This is a genomic window from Allohoeflea poritis (genome assembly GCF_027889715.1).
In the GTDB taxonomy this organism is placed as follows: domain Bacteria; phylum Pseudomonadota; class Alphaproteobacteria; order Rhizobiales; family Rhizobiaceae; genus Hoeflea_A; species Hoeflea_A poritis.
The window spans coordinates 157,851-175,968 of sequence record NZ_JAPJZH010000008.1 but is presented as its reverse complement, the minus strand read 5'-3'; the positions used below and the strand labels follow the sequence as shown (position 1 = coordinate 175,968).

Sequence of the window (18,118 nt, the reverse complement as noted above, 5' to 3'; positions counted from 1 at the left end):
TCCAAGAGAAATCGCGCGGTGGGGAAACCCAACGCTGCGGGCCCGTAGAGCGATTCCGGAACTGTGGAAGCAGGACTGAAATGTGAAGAACGTGCCTGCAGCGCAAACCGGTAAAATTGCCGTTTTGATGGGTGTCTACAACGGTTCGCGATTTCTTCACGAGCAGCTTCAATCCATTGGAAACCAGAGCGTTGAACAGATTGACCTCTGGGTGAGCGATGATGGCTCGACAGACAGCTCGCTGGCGATCCTCAATGCCCGCAAAGGGGAATGGAGCAAGGGTGAGTTTCATATCGTTGACGGACCCCAAAGCGGATTTTCGGAAAACTTCAGAAGCCTGATGCGCAACGACAAGATCAATGCCGACTATGTCGCATTCAGCGATCAGGATGACATTTGGGACCAGGACAAGCTCGAAGTGGCGATCCGCGCGCTTTCTAGGTGCGATCCCGATCGCCCGGCACTGTACGGTGGCCGTACACGGATAATCGATGAAGCCGGTCGTGTATTGGGCCACTCGCCGCAATTTCGCCGAAGACCGGGTTTTGGTAACGCAATTGTCCAGAACATCGCTGGCGGCAATACAATGGTGTTCAACAGGGCCGCCTGGGCTGTGCTTTCGGAGAGTGCGCGCAGAACGTCATTCGTCAGCCACGACTGGTGGTGCTACATCATGATCTCGGGCTGCGGCGGCACGGTGATCTACGATCCGGAGCCGCATATCGGTTACCGTCGGCACGGCAGCAATCTGGTTGGTGACAACATAAGCTGGCGTTCGCAAATTCAACGCATCCGGCGGCTGGTCGGCGGGCAGCTCGCATCGTGGAGCGACAACAACCTGGCAAGTCTGCAGATTTGCTACGGCCTTTTGGAAGAGGAGTCCCAAGCGGTTGTCGATGAATTTCAGTTGCTCAGGGTCGAGAAATCCCCGCTACGCCGGCTGCAACGACTGCGCAACTCTGGCATATATCGGCAATCCGACAAAGGAAATTTAGGGTTGTGTGTTGCGGCTCTATTGAACAGGCTATGAACGAAGTAACGTGGTTGAGGTACAAATGAAAGGCATTATCCTTGCGGGCGGCAGTGGAACACGCCTTTATCCGCTTACACTGGCGGTTTCAAAACAGGTGTTACCGGTCTACGACAAGCCGATGATTTACTATCCGCTGAGCGTCCTGATGCTCGCGGGCATTCGTGAAATCCTGATCATCTCCACACCGCGGGACCTGCCTATATTCGAGACGATGTTGGGCGACGGCAGCAGTTATGGCGTAAGCCTGAGCTATGCCGAACAGCCGCAACCGAACGGGCTGGCCGAGGCGTTCATTATCGGCCGGGATTTCGTCGGTAGCGACGGTGTTTCAATGATCCTTGGCGACAATATCTATTTCGGCGATGGGCTTTCGCGATTGTGCCAGCAGGCTGCGTCTCGATCGGAAGGCGCATCCGTCTTTGCTTACCACGTCGATGACCCGCATCGTTACGGGGTCGTCGAATTCGATACGGAAACCAAAAGAGCCCTAAGCATCGAGGAAAAGCCTCAGTCACCGAAATCAAACTGGGCTGTGACTGGCCTCTATTTTTATGACAATGATGTTCTGGATATCGCGCGAACAATTGCGCCGTCCGATCGCGGCGAACTCGAGATAACCGCCGTAAACAATGCCTATCTGGAGCGGGGTGACTTGCTTGTCCATCAGTTGGGCCGCGGCTATGCCTGGCTTGACACTGGAACGCATGACAGCCTGCACGAAGCCTCTGCCTTCGTGCGAACGATTGAGCACCGGCAGGGCATCAAGATCGCGTGCCCGGAGGAGATCGGCTTGGTGATGGGCTGGCTGAAGCCCGATGAAGTTTTGCGGCGGGCCAGCCAGCTGGGCAATACGCCATACGCTGCATATCTTGATCGGCGCGCCAGGGATCTCGCCTGATGGAAACGCGGGAACTTGGCCTTGAGGGTGTTTTCGAAATAAAGCCAAACCGCCATGGCGACAGCAGGGGCTTTTTCTCGGAGACCTACAATAAGCTACGGTTGGAAGAAGCAGGAATCTGCCTCGAATTCGTTCAGGACAATTTTTCCTATTCGGCCGCCAAGGGCATCCTAAGGGGGCTACATTACCAGCTTCCTCCCGCAGCGCAGGACAAGTTGGTACGGGTTTCCCGTGGTTCGATCCTCGATGTCGTGGTCGACATTCGTCGGACCTCGGCCACTTTCGGTCGTTGGGTTTCGCTGGTCGTATCCGCCGAAGCCTGGAACCAGATTTTTGTGCCGAAGGGGTTCGCGCACGGATTTCTGACACTGGAGGATGACACCGAGGTGGTTTATAAGGTGACGGAGTTTTATTCGCCGCAGCACGACCGCGCGATCCGGTTTGACGATCCGGAAATCGGTATCAAGTGGCCGATAGACAGCAAGGATATTATTTTGTCGGAAAAGGACGCTGCGGCGCCGTTGCTGGCTGACGCGGAGAAGTTCTAAAGGACGCGGAGAGGGGCATGCGGATTCTCGTTACAGGCGGTGCGGGATTTATCGGATCGGCGGTTTGTCGCCATTTGGTCAAAGATCCCAGCAATTTCGTCATCAATCTCGACAAGCTGACCTATGCAGGCAATCTCGCTTCGCTCCGGTCAATCGAAAACAGCCACAACTACAAATTTATCAAGGCTGATATCTGTGACGAGTCCCGTGTGTTGCAGATCCTTCAACAGGAGCGGGTCGAGGCGATCATGCATCTTGCGGCGGAAAGCCATGTCGATCGCTCCATCGACGGGCCGGCGGCCTTTGTCCAGACCAATGTCGTGGGAACCTATCACCTGCTGAGCGCTGCACTTACCCACTGGCGTCTGCTTGCTGAAGAAAACCAGGCGCAGTTCCGTTTTCACCATGTCTCGACGGATGAGGTTTTCGGTGACCTGCCCTTCGAGAGCGGCATTTTTACCGAAGAAACGCCCTATGCGCCGTCTTCGCCCTACTCGGCATCCAAGGCAGCTTCTGATCATCTGGTGCGCGCCTGGGGCGAGACCTATGGCCTTCCCGTGGTGTTGTCCAATTGCTCGAACAATTATGGCCCGTTCCATTTCCCGGAAAAACTCATTCCACTGGTTATTCTAAATGCACTCGAAGAAAAGCCGCTACCGGTCTACGGCAAGGGCGAAAATGTGCGGGACTGGCTGCAAGTCGAGGACCACGCACAGGCGCTGGCAACGGTGCTTACGCGAGGAACAGTCGGCGAGAGCTACAATATCGGCGGCAATGCCGAGCGCACAAATCTGCAGGTGGTCGAGGCGATCTGCGATATTCTCGATCAGGTTCGTCCGCGCGCCGGCGGCAAGAAATACCGCGACCTGATTACCTTTGTGCCCGACCGGCCCGGCCATGACCGGCGCTATGCGATCGATTCCTCCAAGATTCGCCGCGAACTCGGCTGGGCGCCGTCTGAGAGTTTTGAAAGCGGCCTTGCGCGGACCGTCGATTGGTTTCTGGAGAACGACTGGTGGTGGCGGCCGATCCGTGAAGGCACTTATAACGGCAACCGGCTCGGCAAACTGAAAGAGGGTGCAGCTTGAGGATACTCGTCACCGGCACAAAGGGGCAGGTGTCGCGCTGCTTGCAGGACATGGCCCAAGATCGCGGTGATGTGGAACTGGTGGCTGTCGGCCGACCAGAGCTTGATCTGCTGAAGCCGGCGGAAGTCCGGGATGTTGTTGCGCGCCACAGACCGGACGTTGTTGTCTCGGCGGCGGCGTATACGGGCGTCGATCAGGCGGAGGACGAACCGGATATCGCGTTTGCCGTCAACGAAACCGGTGCGGGTGCCGTGGCCGCTGCAGCAAGGGTGATGGGCGCGCCAGTTATTCATCTTTCCACAGACTATGTCTTTTCGGGCGAACTTGACCGGCCCTACAGGGAAGATGACCAGCCGGATCCGCAGAGCGTCTACGGAGCCAGCAAGCTTGCTGGCGAAAGGGCGGTTGCCGCGGCCAACGAACAGCATATCATCTTGCGTACGTCCTGGGTGTATAGTCCTTATGGCAAAAACTTCAGGAATACTATGTTGCGGCTTGCTGAAACGCGCGATGAGATCCCTGTGGTTGACGACCAGATCGGAAATCCAACATCGGCCCATGAAATCGCCGACACGATTTTGAGTATCTGCCTGGGACCGCTCGCGCAAAGCGAGGTAACACCCTGGGGGGTGTTCCATCTGGCCGGGAAGGAAGCGATGAGCTGGGCGGATTTCGCGGAGAAAATAATGCGAGAGAGCAGCGTTAAGGGTGGGCCCTTTGCCAAAATACGGCGGATCACATCGGCGGAATATCCGACCAGAGCCAGGCGACCGATGAATTCGAGGTTGGCGGCAAGCAGGCTCGCAGCCTGTTTTCCAAAAGCGGGCAAGTATCGAAGCAGGCCTGCCGGGTCTGACGACCGTCCCCATGCTGGATAGCAATCCGCCGACCAACATCCGGCCGGAAAGCGCCGGTAGAAGTGACGTGTGCAATGACCGCTACAAGCCTAGACGATAAGACTGTCAGTACAGACGTGGAGACGGCTGCTGGTGAGGAACACCCTTTCCGGTCCAAAGACAAACGCACTTGCATCCTCGTGCTCGGTATGCACCGCTCCGGAACGAGTGCTCTAACCCGGGTCCTCAGTCTTTTAGGTGCGGAGTTGCCCAAGAACATGCTTGGCGCCGGTCCGGGCAATGAAACCGGTCACTGGGAGCCGGCTCGGCTTGTTGAACTTCATGACCAGATGCTTGCCGAAGCCGGGAGTTCCTGGATCGATTGGCGTAGGCTCGATCTTGGTGAGCGGCTGCCGAAAAAACGACTTGACCATTTCAAAGCGGAGATCGTTCGACTGCTTGACGAAGAGTATGGTGACGCGCCGCTTATTGTGTTGAAGGATCCGCGGATCTGCCGCTTTGTGCCTCTCTATCGAGAGGTTCTTGGGGCACGGAAGATCAGGCTCGTTTCAATTCTGCAATTTCGAAATCCTCTTGAAGTCATGGCTTCGCTTGTTGAGCGCACCCCAACATGGCAGCAAACTCGAGGCCGCGGCGACGCCGCATTATTGTGGCTGACTCATGTACTTGAGGCGGAGGAGGCGACTCGAAGTATTGATCGCTTGTTCGCAAGTTACGAGGATTTGCAGGCGGATTGGCGTACTGTTGCGGACCGTTTTCAAGCACTGAACCTCTCGTTTCCAAACTCAATCGACCAAGTTTCGTCTGACATCGAGAGATTTTTGCGACCTGATCTCAGGCACCATACCAGTAGTGACGAGGAAGTCGCATTAGATCCCTTGCTTTGTGGCTGGGTTAAAGCCTCATTTTCTTCGTTGCGGCAGCTTGAGCGTACTCCTGACACACCGAAAGCACTTGCAAGTCTTGATGCGGTGCGTACCGAACTGGCACGCGCGATGCCGATTCTAATAGGAATGGAAGATGCTGCCAAAAGACGTGTCGACACACTCGAAGTCGAGCTTCACGCAAAGCAAACAGCGGCGACACAACTGGAGTTGCGAATTCGCACATTGCATAAAGAATTTGAAGAACTGCGGAAAGGCGTTGAGACGGATAAATTGCAGTTTGAGGAGCAGTTGAAAATCTTGGACGCCAAGGCGTTCGAAAATACCAAGCGTGTTGGGAAGCTGGAGCGAGATGTAGTGGTGCTCACGTCGAGAATCGAAGATTTTCAAGGTCAAGCAGCGGAACGTGAACGAAACATCGATGAACTTAAAACAGCTCTTCGTCGTCAAACAAATCTAGCGCAGGCCGCTGGCGGACTGTTGGAAAGAGTGACAAATGAGTTCCACGATTCTACGTCTTGGAAGTTGACGGCGCCGCTTCGAGCATTGCGCAATGCCTTCGTTCCAAAAAATCTGATGTCATTGTACGAAACAGCAGTATTTAATGCTGATTTGGTTGATGGTGTGTTGTTGCCTAGTAACGATGATCCTCAAATTCTAATCGGACCGGGTTTCAGCCTCGGGAAAGGAGTTTATAAGGCGAAAGCTTGTATCGGTTCTTCTGTTGGGGTTCGTCCACGGCTGTATCTAGATATTGGCGACGGATTTCGCGAAGAAACGTCGATTGGCCTCCGTCCAAATGGAGTATCAGGCGAGTATGAAGCTGTTTTCCTATCACCTACGCGGCTACGACAGCTGCGGCTCGATCCATCCGACGAAAATGTAACCACGCAGACAACAAATATCCAAGTTTATCGGTACGGTTTTTTGCGCCGCTTCCATTATCTTTTACGACTGGGATTAAGCACATATCGACATGATCCGCTAGCGCTTTATCGCCGAGCCATCGCGTACATGCGCTCATATGACGGCACGAGGCTGATAACGCTGGACAAGGATCGTGCATCACAAGAAGGAAGGGGACGATACTCAGATTGGATCAAGATACACGATTACAATGACAGTCGTGATCGCGAGGTGGTTCGGGCAAAGGTGGACTCGCTCGAGCGGTCCATTAAGTTCAGTATTTTAATGCCAGTCTACAACACGCCAATGAAGCTTCTTGACGAGGCAATAAACTCGGTTTTGAACCAGCTCTACGGCAACTGGGAACTTTGTATAGCGAATGATGCGTCTACCCACAGACACGTCAAGGCGCAGTTGGATGCTTGGAGCCAGCGAGACGGGCGGATCAAAGTTATTCATCGGACGGAAAACGGGCACATATGTCGAGCGACCAACTCAGCGTTTGAACTCGCCAGTGGCGGGTGGATCGCTCTGCTGGATCATGATGACGTATTGAGACCCCATGCTCTGGCAGAAGTTGCGGGGGCGATTGCCGAGAATCCAGATGCGGGCCTAATCTACAGCGATGAGGACAAGATCGATGAGCATGGCAATCGATTTGATCCGCACTTTAAGCCCGGATTCTCTCCAGAACTGTTTCACTCCATGAACTATTTCAATCACCTGACCGTTCTTCGCGCTGACCTCGTAAAGTCAGTTGGAGGATGGCGGCCAGGATTTGAAGGTAGTCAGGATTACGACATCAACCTTCGGATTACGGAGCAGATTGATCCGGCTCAGATCATCCATATACCGAGAATCCTATATCACTGGCGCGCAGTTTCAGGTTCAACGGCTCTATCTGGTTCTGAAAAAGACTATCCCTACAGGGCTGGTTTTCGGGCGCTTGAGGCGCACCGCAAACGTACTGGATCGGGCGCAACTGTTGAACCAGTGCCTGGCCTACCATTTTACCGCCTTCGCCATACCGTTCGCAATCCCAAACCCTTGGTAAGCCTGATAATACCGACACGCGACCACGTTGAACTTCTGCGGGTAGCGGTTGAATCGATTCTCGAAAAGACGACATATCCGAACTACGAAATAATCATTGTTGACAACGAGTCGCAAGAGCCAGAGACAACGACCTATTTGGAGAAGGTCGCACAAGATCGGCGAGTTCGTGTGCTTTCATACAGTTATCCGTTCAACTTTTCTGCCATAAACAATGAAGCCGTTCAGCAAGCAAAGGGTGATATCGTTGGTCTGATAAACAATGATGTCGAAGTGATTTCGCCTGATTGGCTGACGGAGATGGTCTCTTGGGCTCAGCAGAACCGGATCGGTTGTGTGGGAGCGAAGCTATACTATCCGGATAATACAGTTCAGCATGGTGGAGTCATACTTGGGCTTGGAGGTGTTGCAAATCATGCACATCTGGGACTAACCCAAGACGATCCCGGTTATTTTGGACGCTCCAAGGTTATTCAAAATCTCTCGGCGGTAACTGGCGCGTGTTTGATTGTGAGAAAAGAGGTATACAAAGAGGTTGGCGGCTTGGATGAGCATCATCTTCAAGTGGCGTTCAACGATGTAGATTTTTGTCTCAAAGTTCGCGAGGCTGGATACTGGAATGTTTGGACGCCATTCGCCGAGCTATATCACCACGAGAGTCTTTCCCGCGGAAAAGAAGACACGCCGGAAAAGAAACGGCGCTTTGCAGGTGAAGTTGCAACCATGACAGAACGATGGGAAACCGAAATCAGAACCGATCCCTTCTATTCACCGAATATGTCACTAGATGGAGAGAGCTTCAAATACATGAGCTGAACAAAGATCCGAGATCCATTCGAGGTGTGCGATGGAAGGTGACCAGAATAGCGGTTCGGTTTTTGGATGATTGATCAGTGAGGCCATTCACAGGTATCGGCTCCGGACATTTGTTGGCAAAAGGTTATCAACCTGCATAAACGCGAGCAAGAGCGATTAAGAACAAAGTTGTGTCGAATTATTTGGCCTTGAAAATTTAAGCTCTGAGATCTCGGACGGGGTGTGAGACATTACGGCCTTTGCGCTGCTGACTTTGACTTTGAGACAGGGGATTAGCGCTCTGTCTGTCATTTCAGCGCGGAGGTTGACTGCCGCACAAATGGTATTGGTTCGACCTGGTTATCGTCTGCGGGCTGGTCGTATATTTGTGATGTTGCCATTCAGGTTTTACACAGGAAGGAACATGATCCGGCCCCTATTCCATTGGAGTTGATATCTCGACAGGGCCTTGAAAACACCTGCGCGCGGTGGCAACAGTCCATCAAATGATAAGTGCAGTGCTGGCCTGGTGCTGTATTTTGAAAGCTCCGATCAGGCACGACACATCCTCATACTAACGGAACCGGACATGACACTCCCTTATGAAGGGCACAATGGAGAACCACAGCAATGGACATTTCGCAGCCGGTTTTCTCTTGCCATGCAGTTGGTTCGCCGCGAGGTTGTAGGCCGTTACAAGGGGTCGATGCTGGGGATACTCTGGTCGTTGCTCACCCCGCTATTTATGCTGGGTGTGTACACATTTGTATTCGGTATGGTTTTTAAGGCGCGTTGGGCTGGGGCCGCAGAAGACACGTCCATGGCGGAGTTCGCAATTACCCTGTTTGCTGGTCTCATCATGTTCCAGTTGTTTGCCGAGGTCGTCAGCCGCGCGCCAATGCTGGTCCTGTCGAATCCGAACTATGTGAAAAAGATCGTTTTTCCACTTGAGACGCTGGTGCCGGTGGCTCTTGGCGCGGCGCTTTTCCATACGGGGCTTAGCCTAGTCGTGCTGATTGTCTTCATGCTGCCGGTGTATGGCAGCGTGCCCATGACGGCTCTGCTGCTACCTCTGGTACTTGTTCCCTATTGTCTTTCCATCCTTGGACTATCCTGGTTCCTGGCAAGTTTCGGCACCTACGTGCGCGACATCGGTCAGATCCTGGGAACAATCATCACCGCACTCATGTTCCTTTCGCCGATCTTTTTCCCGCTTTCTGCATTGCCTGACTGGCTGCAGCCGTGGTTGGCGCTGAACCCTATAGCGTTGCCGGTCGAGCAGGCACGAAATGTGCTGCTTTTCGGACAGTTACCAGACATGGGGCCGTTGGCGCTGTATAGCTTGGCGTCGCTTGCGTTGGCCGTTCTCGGCTTCCAGTTCTTCCAGAAGACCCGTAAAGGCTTTGCTGATGTCCTCTAACGATGTCGCAATCCGGGTCAGGAATATCTCCAAGCACTATCTGATATTCGAACGGCCGGAGGATCGCCTGAAGCAGATGGTGGTGCCGCGCCTGCAGCGTTTGGTCGGGCGACAACAGAGGTCTTATTTTACCGATTTCGCGGCCCTCAAAGGTATTTCCTTCGATGTGAAGCGTGGTGAAACGGTCGGCATCATTGGACGCAACGGTTGCGGAAAATCCACGTTGTTGCAAGTCGTGTGCGGTATCCTGCAGCCCTCAAGCGGCACAATAGAGGTTAACGGTCGAGTTGCAGCTCTTCTGGAGCTTGGCGCCGGCTTTAACCCCGATTTCACCGGTCGGGAGAACGTTTACATAAATGCTGCGATACTTGGTCTGTCGCGCGCCGAAACCGAGCGCCGATTCGATTCCATCGCCAGTTTCGCCGACATAGGCATGTTCATCGACCAGCCGATCAAGACGTATTCTTCCGGCATGTATGTTCGTTTGGCGTTCGCAGTTGCCACCAGTGTCGACCCGGACGTGCTGGTCATCGACGAAGCACTTGCCGTAGGCGACGAAGCCTTTCAACGTAAATGTTTCGCCCGAATAGAAGACATCAAAGACAGAGGCGGCACCGTCCTCTTCGTGTCGCACAACGGTCAGTCCATCGTCCAGCTTTGCGACGGGGCCATGCTCTTGGATCGCGGTCAGATTATTCTTGAGGGGCAGCCGTCAAAAGTCGTCAGCCAATATCAACGCTTGATGAATCTGAATGGCGACGAGGCAGAACCGGTGCGCGATGAAATTCTCGCGATGGATGGATGGTCTGGCGAAACCCCGACGCCGAATAGCAAAAGCGCTGCCGGCAAGAGCGGTGTTTCGGCTAAGCACGTGAATGGGTCATCGGCGATTCTTGACGACGATCGCGCTTCATATGACCCACACATCAAGTCGCCTTCGCGTGTCGAGTATGAAAGCAAAGGAGCCCGTATTTGCGACATACGGGTTGTTACGGCTGAGGGCCGTGAGGTCAATGTTCTCGTTTCGGGTCGACGCTATATCTACGAATATACGGTTCATTTCGAAAGCATGATCCGAAATGTTGGTTTTGGCATGATGATCAAGTCGCTGCAGGGATTGGAGATCGGTGGCGGGGCAACGGATTTCAAGAAAGATCTTGTATTGGAGACTGCGGAGGCTGGCACGTCCTATCGTGTGCGCTTTGATTTACGCTGGCCGCTGAACCCGGGCACCTATTTTTTGAATGCCGGCGTGACTGGCTCCACTGGAGAAAATCACGATTATGCCCATAGGCAGCTTGACGCCTATGCCGTTCGCATACTGCCCGTCGCCGAGGCAGTCGCCACAGGGTATGTGGATTTCGATGCAAGGCCGGATTATGAGCTTCTTCGCAGCTAGCTTTCGGTTCTGCTTGCCGATCCAAGCCGGCCGGGCTCATTTAGATTTAGAGCGCGATTGACTGCAAACGGGGCGCTCTTCCTCCTGCGCGTAGCCGAGCCCTGTCTTCTACAAAGAGGATGTCGATGCGATTCGATCATAGTCGAAGGCTGTTCCAAAATATGTCTGCAAGGCCTCAATCGTCGATTTCCAGCTTCAATCCGCTCAACAGGCCCTCCGCCAATTTCTCGGCCTGCCCCCCCTCCGTCTCCAATCGGAACTCCGGCGCTTCTGGCGCCTCATACGGGCTGTCGATCCCGGTGAAGTTCGGCAGTTCGCCGCGCCTTGCCTTGCGGTAGAGCCCTTTCGGGTCGCGCTCTTCGGCGACTTCAAGCGGCGTGTCGACGAAGATTTCGACGAATTCGCCCTCTTCGAACATCTCGCGGGCCATCTGGCGTTCGGCGCGGAAGGGGGAGATGAAGGCGGTCATGACGATCAGGCCCGCGTCGACCATCAGCTTGGCGACCTCAGCGATGCGGCGGATATTTTCCACACGGTCGGCGTCGGTGAAGCCGAGATCGCGGTTAAGGCCGAGGCGCACATTGTCGCCGTCGAGAATGTAGGTGCGGAAGCCTTTCGCGTGGAGCTTCTTTTCCAGCGCGTTGGCGATGGTCGACTTGCCGGAGCCCGACAGGCCGGTGAACCACAATACACGACCCGGATGGCCATTGAGCTTTGCCCGGGCCTTCTTGTCGACCGTGACGGCCTGGCGGTGAACGTTGTCGGCCCGGCGCAGTGCAAAATCGATCATGCCGGCGGCCACCGTCTGGTGGTTCTGGCGGTCGATCAGCACAAAGGCGCCCATCGGCGGGCAGTCGCCATAGGGCTCGAAGGCGACGGGCCGGTCGAGCGCGAGCTTGACGACGGAGATGTCGTTAAGCTCAAGCGAGCGGCCCATCATCTCCTCGAAGGTGTTGATATTGTATGTGTGGCGGATTTCCGAGATCGCCGCGTTGACGCTCGCCGTGCCGATTTTCATCAGGTAGGTGCGACCGTGAAAGCCGCTGTCCCTGGCCATCCAGACGATCCTGGCCTCGAACTGATCCGAGGTCTCGCACGGATCCTTGGCGGCGACCAGTACATCGCCGCGGGAGATGTCGACGTCCCGGTCGAGCGTCAGCGTGACCGCCTGGTCGGCCTGCGCGGCTTCAAGCTCGTCTTCGCCCAGGACAATGCCCTTGACGGTCGCGGTTTCGCCCGAAGGCAGGATACGGATGTCGTCGCCCGGCGCGATACGGCCGGCCAGAACCGTCCCGGCATAGCCGCGAAAATCGAGATTGGGCCGGTTGACCCACTGGACGGGCATGCGGAACCCGTGATCGACAAGCGCCTTGCGGGTGTCCACGGCGCCGAGAAAACCTAGCAGCGTCGGGCCGCGGTACCAGGGCGTGCTGGCCGAGCGCACAACGACATTGTCGCCGCCCAGCGCCGAAATCGGTATCGGCGTGACCGTTTCGAAGTTGAAGCGCCGGCACAGGTCCTGGTACTCAGCGACGATGTCGTCGAAGATTGCCTGGTCGAAGCCGACCAGGTCCATCTTGTTGACCGCCAGAACGACATGGCGGATGCCGAGCAGGGACACGATGAAGGAATGGCGACGGGTCTGCTCGAGAACACCCTTGCGCGCGTCGACAAGGACGACCGCGGCATCGGCGGTCGAAGCGCCCGTGACCATGTTTCGGGTATATTGCTCGTGGCCGGGCGTGTCGGCGACGATGAATTTGCGCTGGTCGGTGGAAAAATAGCGATAGGCAACGTCGATGGTGATGCCCTGTTCGCGCTCGGCGCTCAGCCCGTCGACCAGCAGCGCGAAGTCGATCTGCTCGCCCTGCGTGCCGATCTTTGACGAGGTCTTTTCCAGTTCGGAAAGCTGGTCGTCGAGGATCATCTGCGATTCGTAAAGCATGCGGCCGATGAGGGTCGATTTGCCGTCATCGACGCTGCCGCAGGTTATAAATCGCAGGGTTTCAAGGTCGGCCTGGCCCTCAAGATAGGTGTCGATTTCCTGGCGCGCATTCATCAGAAATACCCTTCCAGCTTCTTCTTTTCCATGGAAGCGGACACATCCGTGTCTATGGCACGGCCCTGCCGTTCACTGTTTCTGGCGTGAAGCAGTTCGAGAATGACTGAATCGAGATCATCGGCATCCGATTCAATCGCCCCGGTCAACGGGTAGCAGCCAAGGGTGCGGAAGCGGATTCGGCCGAATTCGACCTTTTCGCCCTCCAAGGGCTGCAACCGGTCGTCATCAAGCATGATGAGCATGCCGTCGCGGCGGACAAAGGGGCGCAAGGCGGCAAAATAGAGCGGAACGATGGGGATGTTTTCGCGGTGGATATATTGCCACACATCCAACTCCGTCCAGTTGGAGATCGGGAAGACGCGGATGCTCTCGCCCTTCGCGATCGCCGTATTGTAGAGGTTCCAGAGTTCCGGGCGCTGGTTCTTCGGGTCCCAGCGATGGCTGCTGGTGCGGAAGGAGAAAATGCGCTCCTTGGCGCGGCTTTTTTCCTCATCGCGCCGCGCGCCGCCGAAGGCGACATCAAAGCCATGGCCGTCCAGCGCCTGTTTCAGGCTTTGTGTCTTCATGATGTCGGTGTGAACGGAACTGCCGTGATCGATCGGATTGATGTTCCTTTCCACGCCTTCCCGATTGATATGGGTCAGCAATCGCATGTCCGCGTCGGCGGCCGTGCGGTCTCGGAACTGGTACATCTCCTGGAACTTCCATCCGGTATCGACATGCAGAAGCGGAAACGGGGGAGGGGCCGGGTGGAAGGCCTTTTTCGCCAGGTGCAGCATGACCGACGAATCCTTGCCGACAGAGTAGAGCATGACGGGATTGTCGGCGGTTGCCGCGACCTCGCGCATGATATGCATGCTCTCCGCCTCAAGGCGGTCGAGGTGGGAGAGGGTGGTTGCCGCGCTGCGCTTGACAGGCAGCGGTGTCTCAGGCTTGCCGGTATAGGAAGGCCCGTAGACCGCGAGTGCCGTTGCCAGGCGTTCTGCGATCCTGCCGTTCGAATCGGTCAGCCGGCGCAAGCGTGCGCAGAGTTCGCCGTGCGGCCACAACAGGATTGCGCTATCGCCGCACAGTGCGTCAAGCGCCGCGGTCAGTTCTTCATCCTGCGGATCGGATGTGTCCACAAAAACCCAGCGCCGTGCCTGCCGTCCGTCATTGGCGGCCAGCAACGGTTTGCCGGAGGGTGTCCGGTGCATCTGGACGAACAGGGAGACGGTCCTTTCGCGGCGTGCTTTGTTTAAAAGGGCTTCGGCAGCAAATCTGCGCAAGGGCCTGCCATTTTCATCGGCGATGTCGTTCAGAGAAAGTGCCGGCGGCAGCAGGCCTTTGGAAACGACGCTGCGTTCTACCGTCCGCTTCGAGGTGGCCGGCCCGTCCTCCTCCAGCGAGGCGTGCAACAGCTCAATGGTCCACGGCTCGGCTAAGCCATTCTTGCCAGGCCGGTTTTGCAGGGCCTTGTCAGGAAACGCTTCCACGATCGCTCCGTCGCAAAATGAGAAAATTCGATATAGACAGGAAACATGAAACATTTCTTTTGTAAATAGCGAATGAAATTATGTTCCATTGCATTTTGCGACATATCGGGATTCAACTCATCTGGCGGACTTTGTCCGGTGACGGCGCGAGGAATGGGCTTTCAATTGACGATACGGATTGCTAGGAACGGCGGCGGTCGGCCATCAGTTGCATACGGGAAACGAACATTGAGCAAAGTTGCGTTGATTACAGGCATCACCGGACAGGACGGCGCCTATCTGGCGGAGTTTCTCCTGGGCAAGGGATACACCGTCCACGGCATCAAGCGCCGGTCGTCATTGTTCAATACCGACAGGATCGACCATCTGTACCAGGATCCGCATGTCGAGAATCCGAGAATGATCCTGCACTATGGGGACCTTACGGATTCCTCCAGCCTGGTGCGCACAATCCAGCAGGTGCAGCCCGACGAGATCTACAATCTTGCCGCGCAGTCGCACGTGGCCGTTTCCTTCGAGGAGCCCGAATACACGGCGAATTCGGATGCGCTGGGCGCCCTGCGCATTCTCGAGGCGATACGCATTTTGGGGCTGGAGAACAAGACGCGCTTTTACCAGGCATCCACGTCGGAGCTTTATGGCCTGGTTCAGCAGGTGCCGCAGACCGAGACGACGCCTTTTTATCCGCGTTCTCCCTACGCGGTCGCCAAGCTCTATGCCTACTGGATAACCGTCAATTACCGGGAGGCTTATGGCGTGTATGCCTGCAACGGCATCCTGTTCAATCATGAAAGCCCGTTGCGCGGCGAAACATTCGTGACCCGCAAGATCACCCGGGCGCTGTCGCGCATCAAACTCGGACTGCAGGACTGCCTTTACCTCGGCAATCTGGATGCGAAACGCGACTGGGGCCATGCCAGGGACTACGTGACCATGATGTGGCTGATGCTGCAGCAGGAAGCTCCCGAGGACTTTGTGATAGCCACGGGCGTTCAATACAGCGTTCGTGATTTTGTCGATGCCGCGGCCAGGGAAGCCGGCATCGAGATCCGCTGGGAAGGCGAGGGTATCGAAGAAAAGGGTTACGACGGATCCGGAAAATGCATTGTTGCCGTCGATCCGCGCTATTTCAGGCCCGCGGAAGTCGAGACGCTGCTCGGCGATTCTTCAAAAGCGAGAGAAAAGCTCGGCTGGAAGCCTGAGACCAGTTTTGATGACCTTGTCGCGGAAATGATGCGCGAGGACCTGCAGTCGGCGGCCCGCGATGAGCTGGTGAAAAGCCACGGCTATTCCGCCTATAATTATCACGAGTAGGTCGCATGGACACAAACGCGAAGATTTTCGTTGCCGGGCACCGCGGAATGGTCGGTTCGGCGATCGTGCGGCGGCTGGAAAAGGCGGGTTACGGCAATCTGCTTGTTCGCGATCGCTCCGAACTCGATCTTGCGGATCAGGCTTCCGTCTTCACGTTTCTGGAATCGGAACGGCCGGATTATGTGTTCCTCGCGGCGGCAAGGGTCGGCGGCATCCACGCAAACAACACGGCGCGCGGAGACTTCATCTACCAAAATCTCATTATCGAGGCCAACGTCATACATGGTGCCCACCGGGCCGGCATCGACCGCCTCCTGTTCCTCGGATCGAGCTGCATCTACCCGCGCGAATGCCCGCAACCGATCAGGGAAGACTATCTGCTGACCGGCCCGTTGGAGAAGACGAACGAACCCTACGCAATCGCCAAGATCGCCGGGATCAAGATGTGCGAGAGTTACAATGCGCAGTTCGGCACAGGCTATGTCAGTGTGATGCCGACCAACCTGTACGGCCCGAACGACAATTACGATCTCGCCAGCAGCCATGTATTGCCTGCGCTTATTCGCAAGGCGCATGAGGCCAAGAAACGCGGCGAGCGGCAACTGGTCGTTTGGGGTTCGGGCATGCCGATGCGAGAGTTCCTCTATGTCGACGATATGGCTGACGCATGCGTTCATGTGATGCAGTCCGGCATCCGCGAAGGACTTTTCAATGTCGGAACGGGCCGGGACATTACAATTCGGGAGTTGGCGGAAACGGTCATGGATGTCGTGGGTTTTGACGGCGAAATTGTTTTCGACACATCCAAACCAGACGGAACACCGCGCAAGCTGCTCGATGTCAGCCGCATGAAGGAGCGCGGTTGGACGGCGCGAACAGGCCTCAGGCACGGTATTGCGCTCGCCTATGCCGATTTCCTCGACCGTTTCGAAAAACAGGCTTACGAGCGCCCGTAGATGTCCTCGTAGCGCACGATGTCGTCTTCACCCAGATAGGAACCGGTCTGGACTTCGATCAGTGTCATCGGCTCGGTTCCGCGATTCTCCATGCGGTGGATGTTTCCGCACTCGATATAGGTCGATTCATTCGGATTGAGCACCAGTTGCTCGTCCCCGTTGACCACATGGGCAACGCCCTGGACCACTGTCCAGTGCTCGGAGCGATGCTTGTGGGATTGCAGGCTCAGGCAACCGCCGGGTTTTACCTCGATACGCTTGACCTTGTATCCGGCGCCCTCGTCCAAAATGGTATAGGAGCCCCAGGGACGGTGGCCGGTCGGGAAGCTTGCATGGGCTTCGTGCCCCGCGTCCCTCAGTTTCTCGAACAGAACCTTGACGTCCTGCGACCGCGCCTTGTCGACCACAAGCGTGGCGTCGCGCGTGTCTATGACGGCGAGATCGTTCACGCCGACAAGGCTGACGAGCCGGCCTTGTGAACTGACGAAACAGTTGCTTGCGTCGACAAGTGCCGTGTCTCCGATGGCTGTGTTGCCCTTATCGTCGGGTGTGTAGCATTCGGAAAGAGACGACCATGTGCCAACGTCGCTCCAGCCGATATCGGCCCTGACAACCGACAGGTTCGCGATCTTTTCCATCACAGCATAGTCGATGGATATTTTGGGCGCGTCCGCAAATGCAGCCGCATCGAGGGTTGTTTCAGCCGTTCGTGACCCGATGTCCTGTCGTATGCCCTTTTCGATCGCTTTGCGAGCCGCCCGCAGCACATCCGGGCAGTGCCTGTCCATGGCATCCAGCATGGCGCCAGCCCTGAAACAGAACATGCCGGAGTTCCACAAGAAGCTTCCCGCGTCCAGATAAGCAGCCGCCGTCTTGCTGTCCGGCTTTTCAACGAACCGGATAACGTTGTCTTTATCGACTTCGAGGTAGCCATAACCGGTTTCGGGGCGGTTCGGCTCGATGCCGAATGTTACGACCCGATCGCGTTCGGCCAGAGTTTTGGCTGCTGTGACCGCCTTGCTGAAAGCGGCGGTGTCGCGGATCAGGTGGTCGGCGGCAAGGAACAGGATCACGGCGTCGCGGCCGAAATTCATTTCGACATAAACCGTGGCCGCCGCGGCCGCGGCCGCCGTGTCGCGACCCATCGGCTCCAGGATCAGGTGGCTGGCGATATGCGCTGCATCAAGCTTCTCGTATTCGGCAATGGTCTTGAAGGATGAGTCGCGCGCGGTAATGGTCACAATGTCGGTAACGTCCGGCAGCGACGCCGCGCGGACAAAGGTGTTCAGCAGCAAGCTTTTGCCGTTTTCAACCGGCAGGAACGGCTTCGGATGGGATTGGCGCGACGCGGGCCAAAGGCGTGAACCGACGCCACCGCTGACAACCACAGGTATTATCATTGTATTCCCGGCCTGGACGGCAAACTAGCG

The 18,118-nt window shown here is 56.1% G+C and carries 13 protein-coding genes; 10 read left to right on the top strand and 3 right to left on the bottom strand.

Translation table 11 applies throughout. The features are described from left to right. The first annotated feature begins 82 nt into the window (after positions 1-82). The 8 genes from OOZ53_RS14440 to OOZ53_RS14405 all read left to right on the top strand — a co-directional run bounded on the left by OOZ53_RS14440 (position 83) and on the right by OOZ53_RS14405 (position 10,881). Positions 83-1,030: a glycosyltransferase family 2 protein gene (locus OOZ53_RS14440; RefSeq protein ID WP_271090330.1), complete on the top strand. Its 948-nt coding sequence runs from the start codon at positions 83-85 to the stop codon at positions 1,028-1,030. A gap of 25 nt (positions 1,031-1,055) precedes the next feature. After that, positions 1,056-1,931 (top strand): glucose-1-phosphate thymidylyltransferase RfbA, encoded by an 876-nt coding sequence (gene rfbA / locus OOZ53_RS14435; RefSeq protein WP_271090329.1) that lies wholly within the window; start codon positions 1,056-1,058, stop codon positions 1,929-1,931. Further along, positions 1,931-2,479: a dTDP-4-dehydrorhamnose 3,5-epimerase gene (rfbC, locus tag OOZ53_RS14430; protein ID WP_271090328.1), complete on the top strand. Its 549-nt coding sequence runs from the start codon at positions 1,931-1,933 to the stop codon at positions 2,477-2,479. Before rfbA ends, rfbC begins: the two co-directional genes overlap by 1 nt. 17 nt (positions 2,480-2,496) lie before the next feature. Beyond that, positions 2,497-3,567 (top strand): dTDP-glucose 4,6-dehydratase, encoded by a 1,071-nt coding sequence (gene rfbB, locus OOZ53_RS14425; RefSeq protein ID WP_271090327.1) that lies wholly within the window; start codon positions 2,497-2,499, stop codon positions 3,565-3,567. Then, complete coding sequence (gene rfbD, locus OOZ53_RS14420; RefSeq protein WP_271090326.1) at positions 3,564-4,445, top strand: dTDP-4-dehydrorhamnose reductase; 882 nt, start codon at positions 3,564-3,566, stop codon at positions 4,443-4,445. Before rfbB ends, rfbD begins: the two co-directional genes overlap by 4 nt. Positions 4,446-4,498: 53 nt before the next feature. Continuing rightward, the gene (locus OOZ53_RS14415; RefSeq protein WP_271090325.1) at positions 4,499-8,083 is read left to right on the top strand and encodes a glycosyltransferase; all 3,585 of its coding nucleotides are present in this window, start codon (positions 4,499-4,501) and stop codon (positions 8,081-8,083) included. A 448-nt stretch (positions 8,084-8,531) separates the two neighbouring features. Next, entirely contained in the window at positions 8,532-9,482 is a 951-nt protein-coding gene (locus tag OOZ53_RS14410; RefSeq protein WP_271090324.1) for an ABC transporter permease, read from the top strand. Beyond that, complete coding sequence (locus OOZ53_RS14405; protein ID WP_271090323.1) at positions 9,472-10,881, top strand: ABC transporter ATP-binding protein; 1,410 nt, start codon at positions 9,472-9,474, stop codon at positions 10,879-10,881. Before OOZ53_RS14410 ends, OOZ53_RS14405 begins: the two co-directional genes overlap by 11 nt. Before the next feature lie 175 nt (positions 10,882-11,056). Here the strand turns inward: OOZ53_RS14405 and cysN are convergent, their stop codons facing one another. After that, positions 11,057-12,940, bottom strand: coding sequence for a sulfate adenylyltransferase subunit CysN (gene cysN, locus OOZ53_RS14400; protein ID WP_271090322.1), 1,884 nt, complete (start codon positions 12,938-12,940; stop codon positions 11,057-11,059). Next, entirely contained in the window at positions 12,940-13,863 is a 924-nt protein-coding gene (gene cysD, locus OOZ53_RS14395; RefSeq protein ID WP_425499155.1) for a sulfate adenylyltransferase subunit CysD, read from the bottom strand. Before cysD ends, cysN begins: the two co-directional genes overlap by 1 nt. Positions 13,864-14,646: 783 nt before the next feature. Between cysD and gmd the strand changes: the two genes are divergently transcribed. Continuing rightward, positions 14,647-15,732, top strand: a complete 1,086-nt coding sequence (gene gmd, locus OOZ53_RS14390; protein WP_271090321.1) for a GDP-mannose 4,6-dehydratase — start codon at positions 14,647-14,649, stop codon at positions 15,730-15,732. A gap of 5 nt (positions 15,733-15,737) precedes the next feature. Further along, entirely contained in the window at positions 15,738-16,688 is a 951-nt protein-coding gene (locus OOZ53_RS14385) for a GDP-L-fucose synthase family protein (RefSeq protein WP_271090319.1), read from the top strand. Here the strand turns inward: OOZ53_RS14385 and OOZ53_RS14380 are convergent. After that, entirely contained in the window at positions 16,673-18,088 is a 1,416-nt protein-coding gene (locus OOZ53_RS14380; RefSeq protein ID WP_271090318.1) for a mannose-1-phosphate guanylyltransferase/mannose-6-phosphate isomerase, read from the bottom strand. The genes OOZ53_RS14385 and OOZ53_RS14380 overlap by 16 nt on opposite strands. Positions 18,089-18,118: the final 30 nt, after the last annotated feature.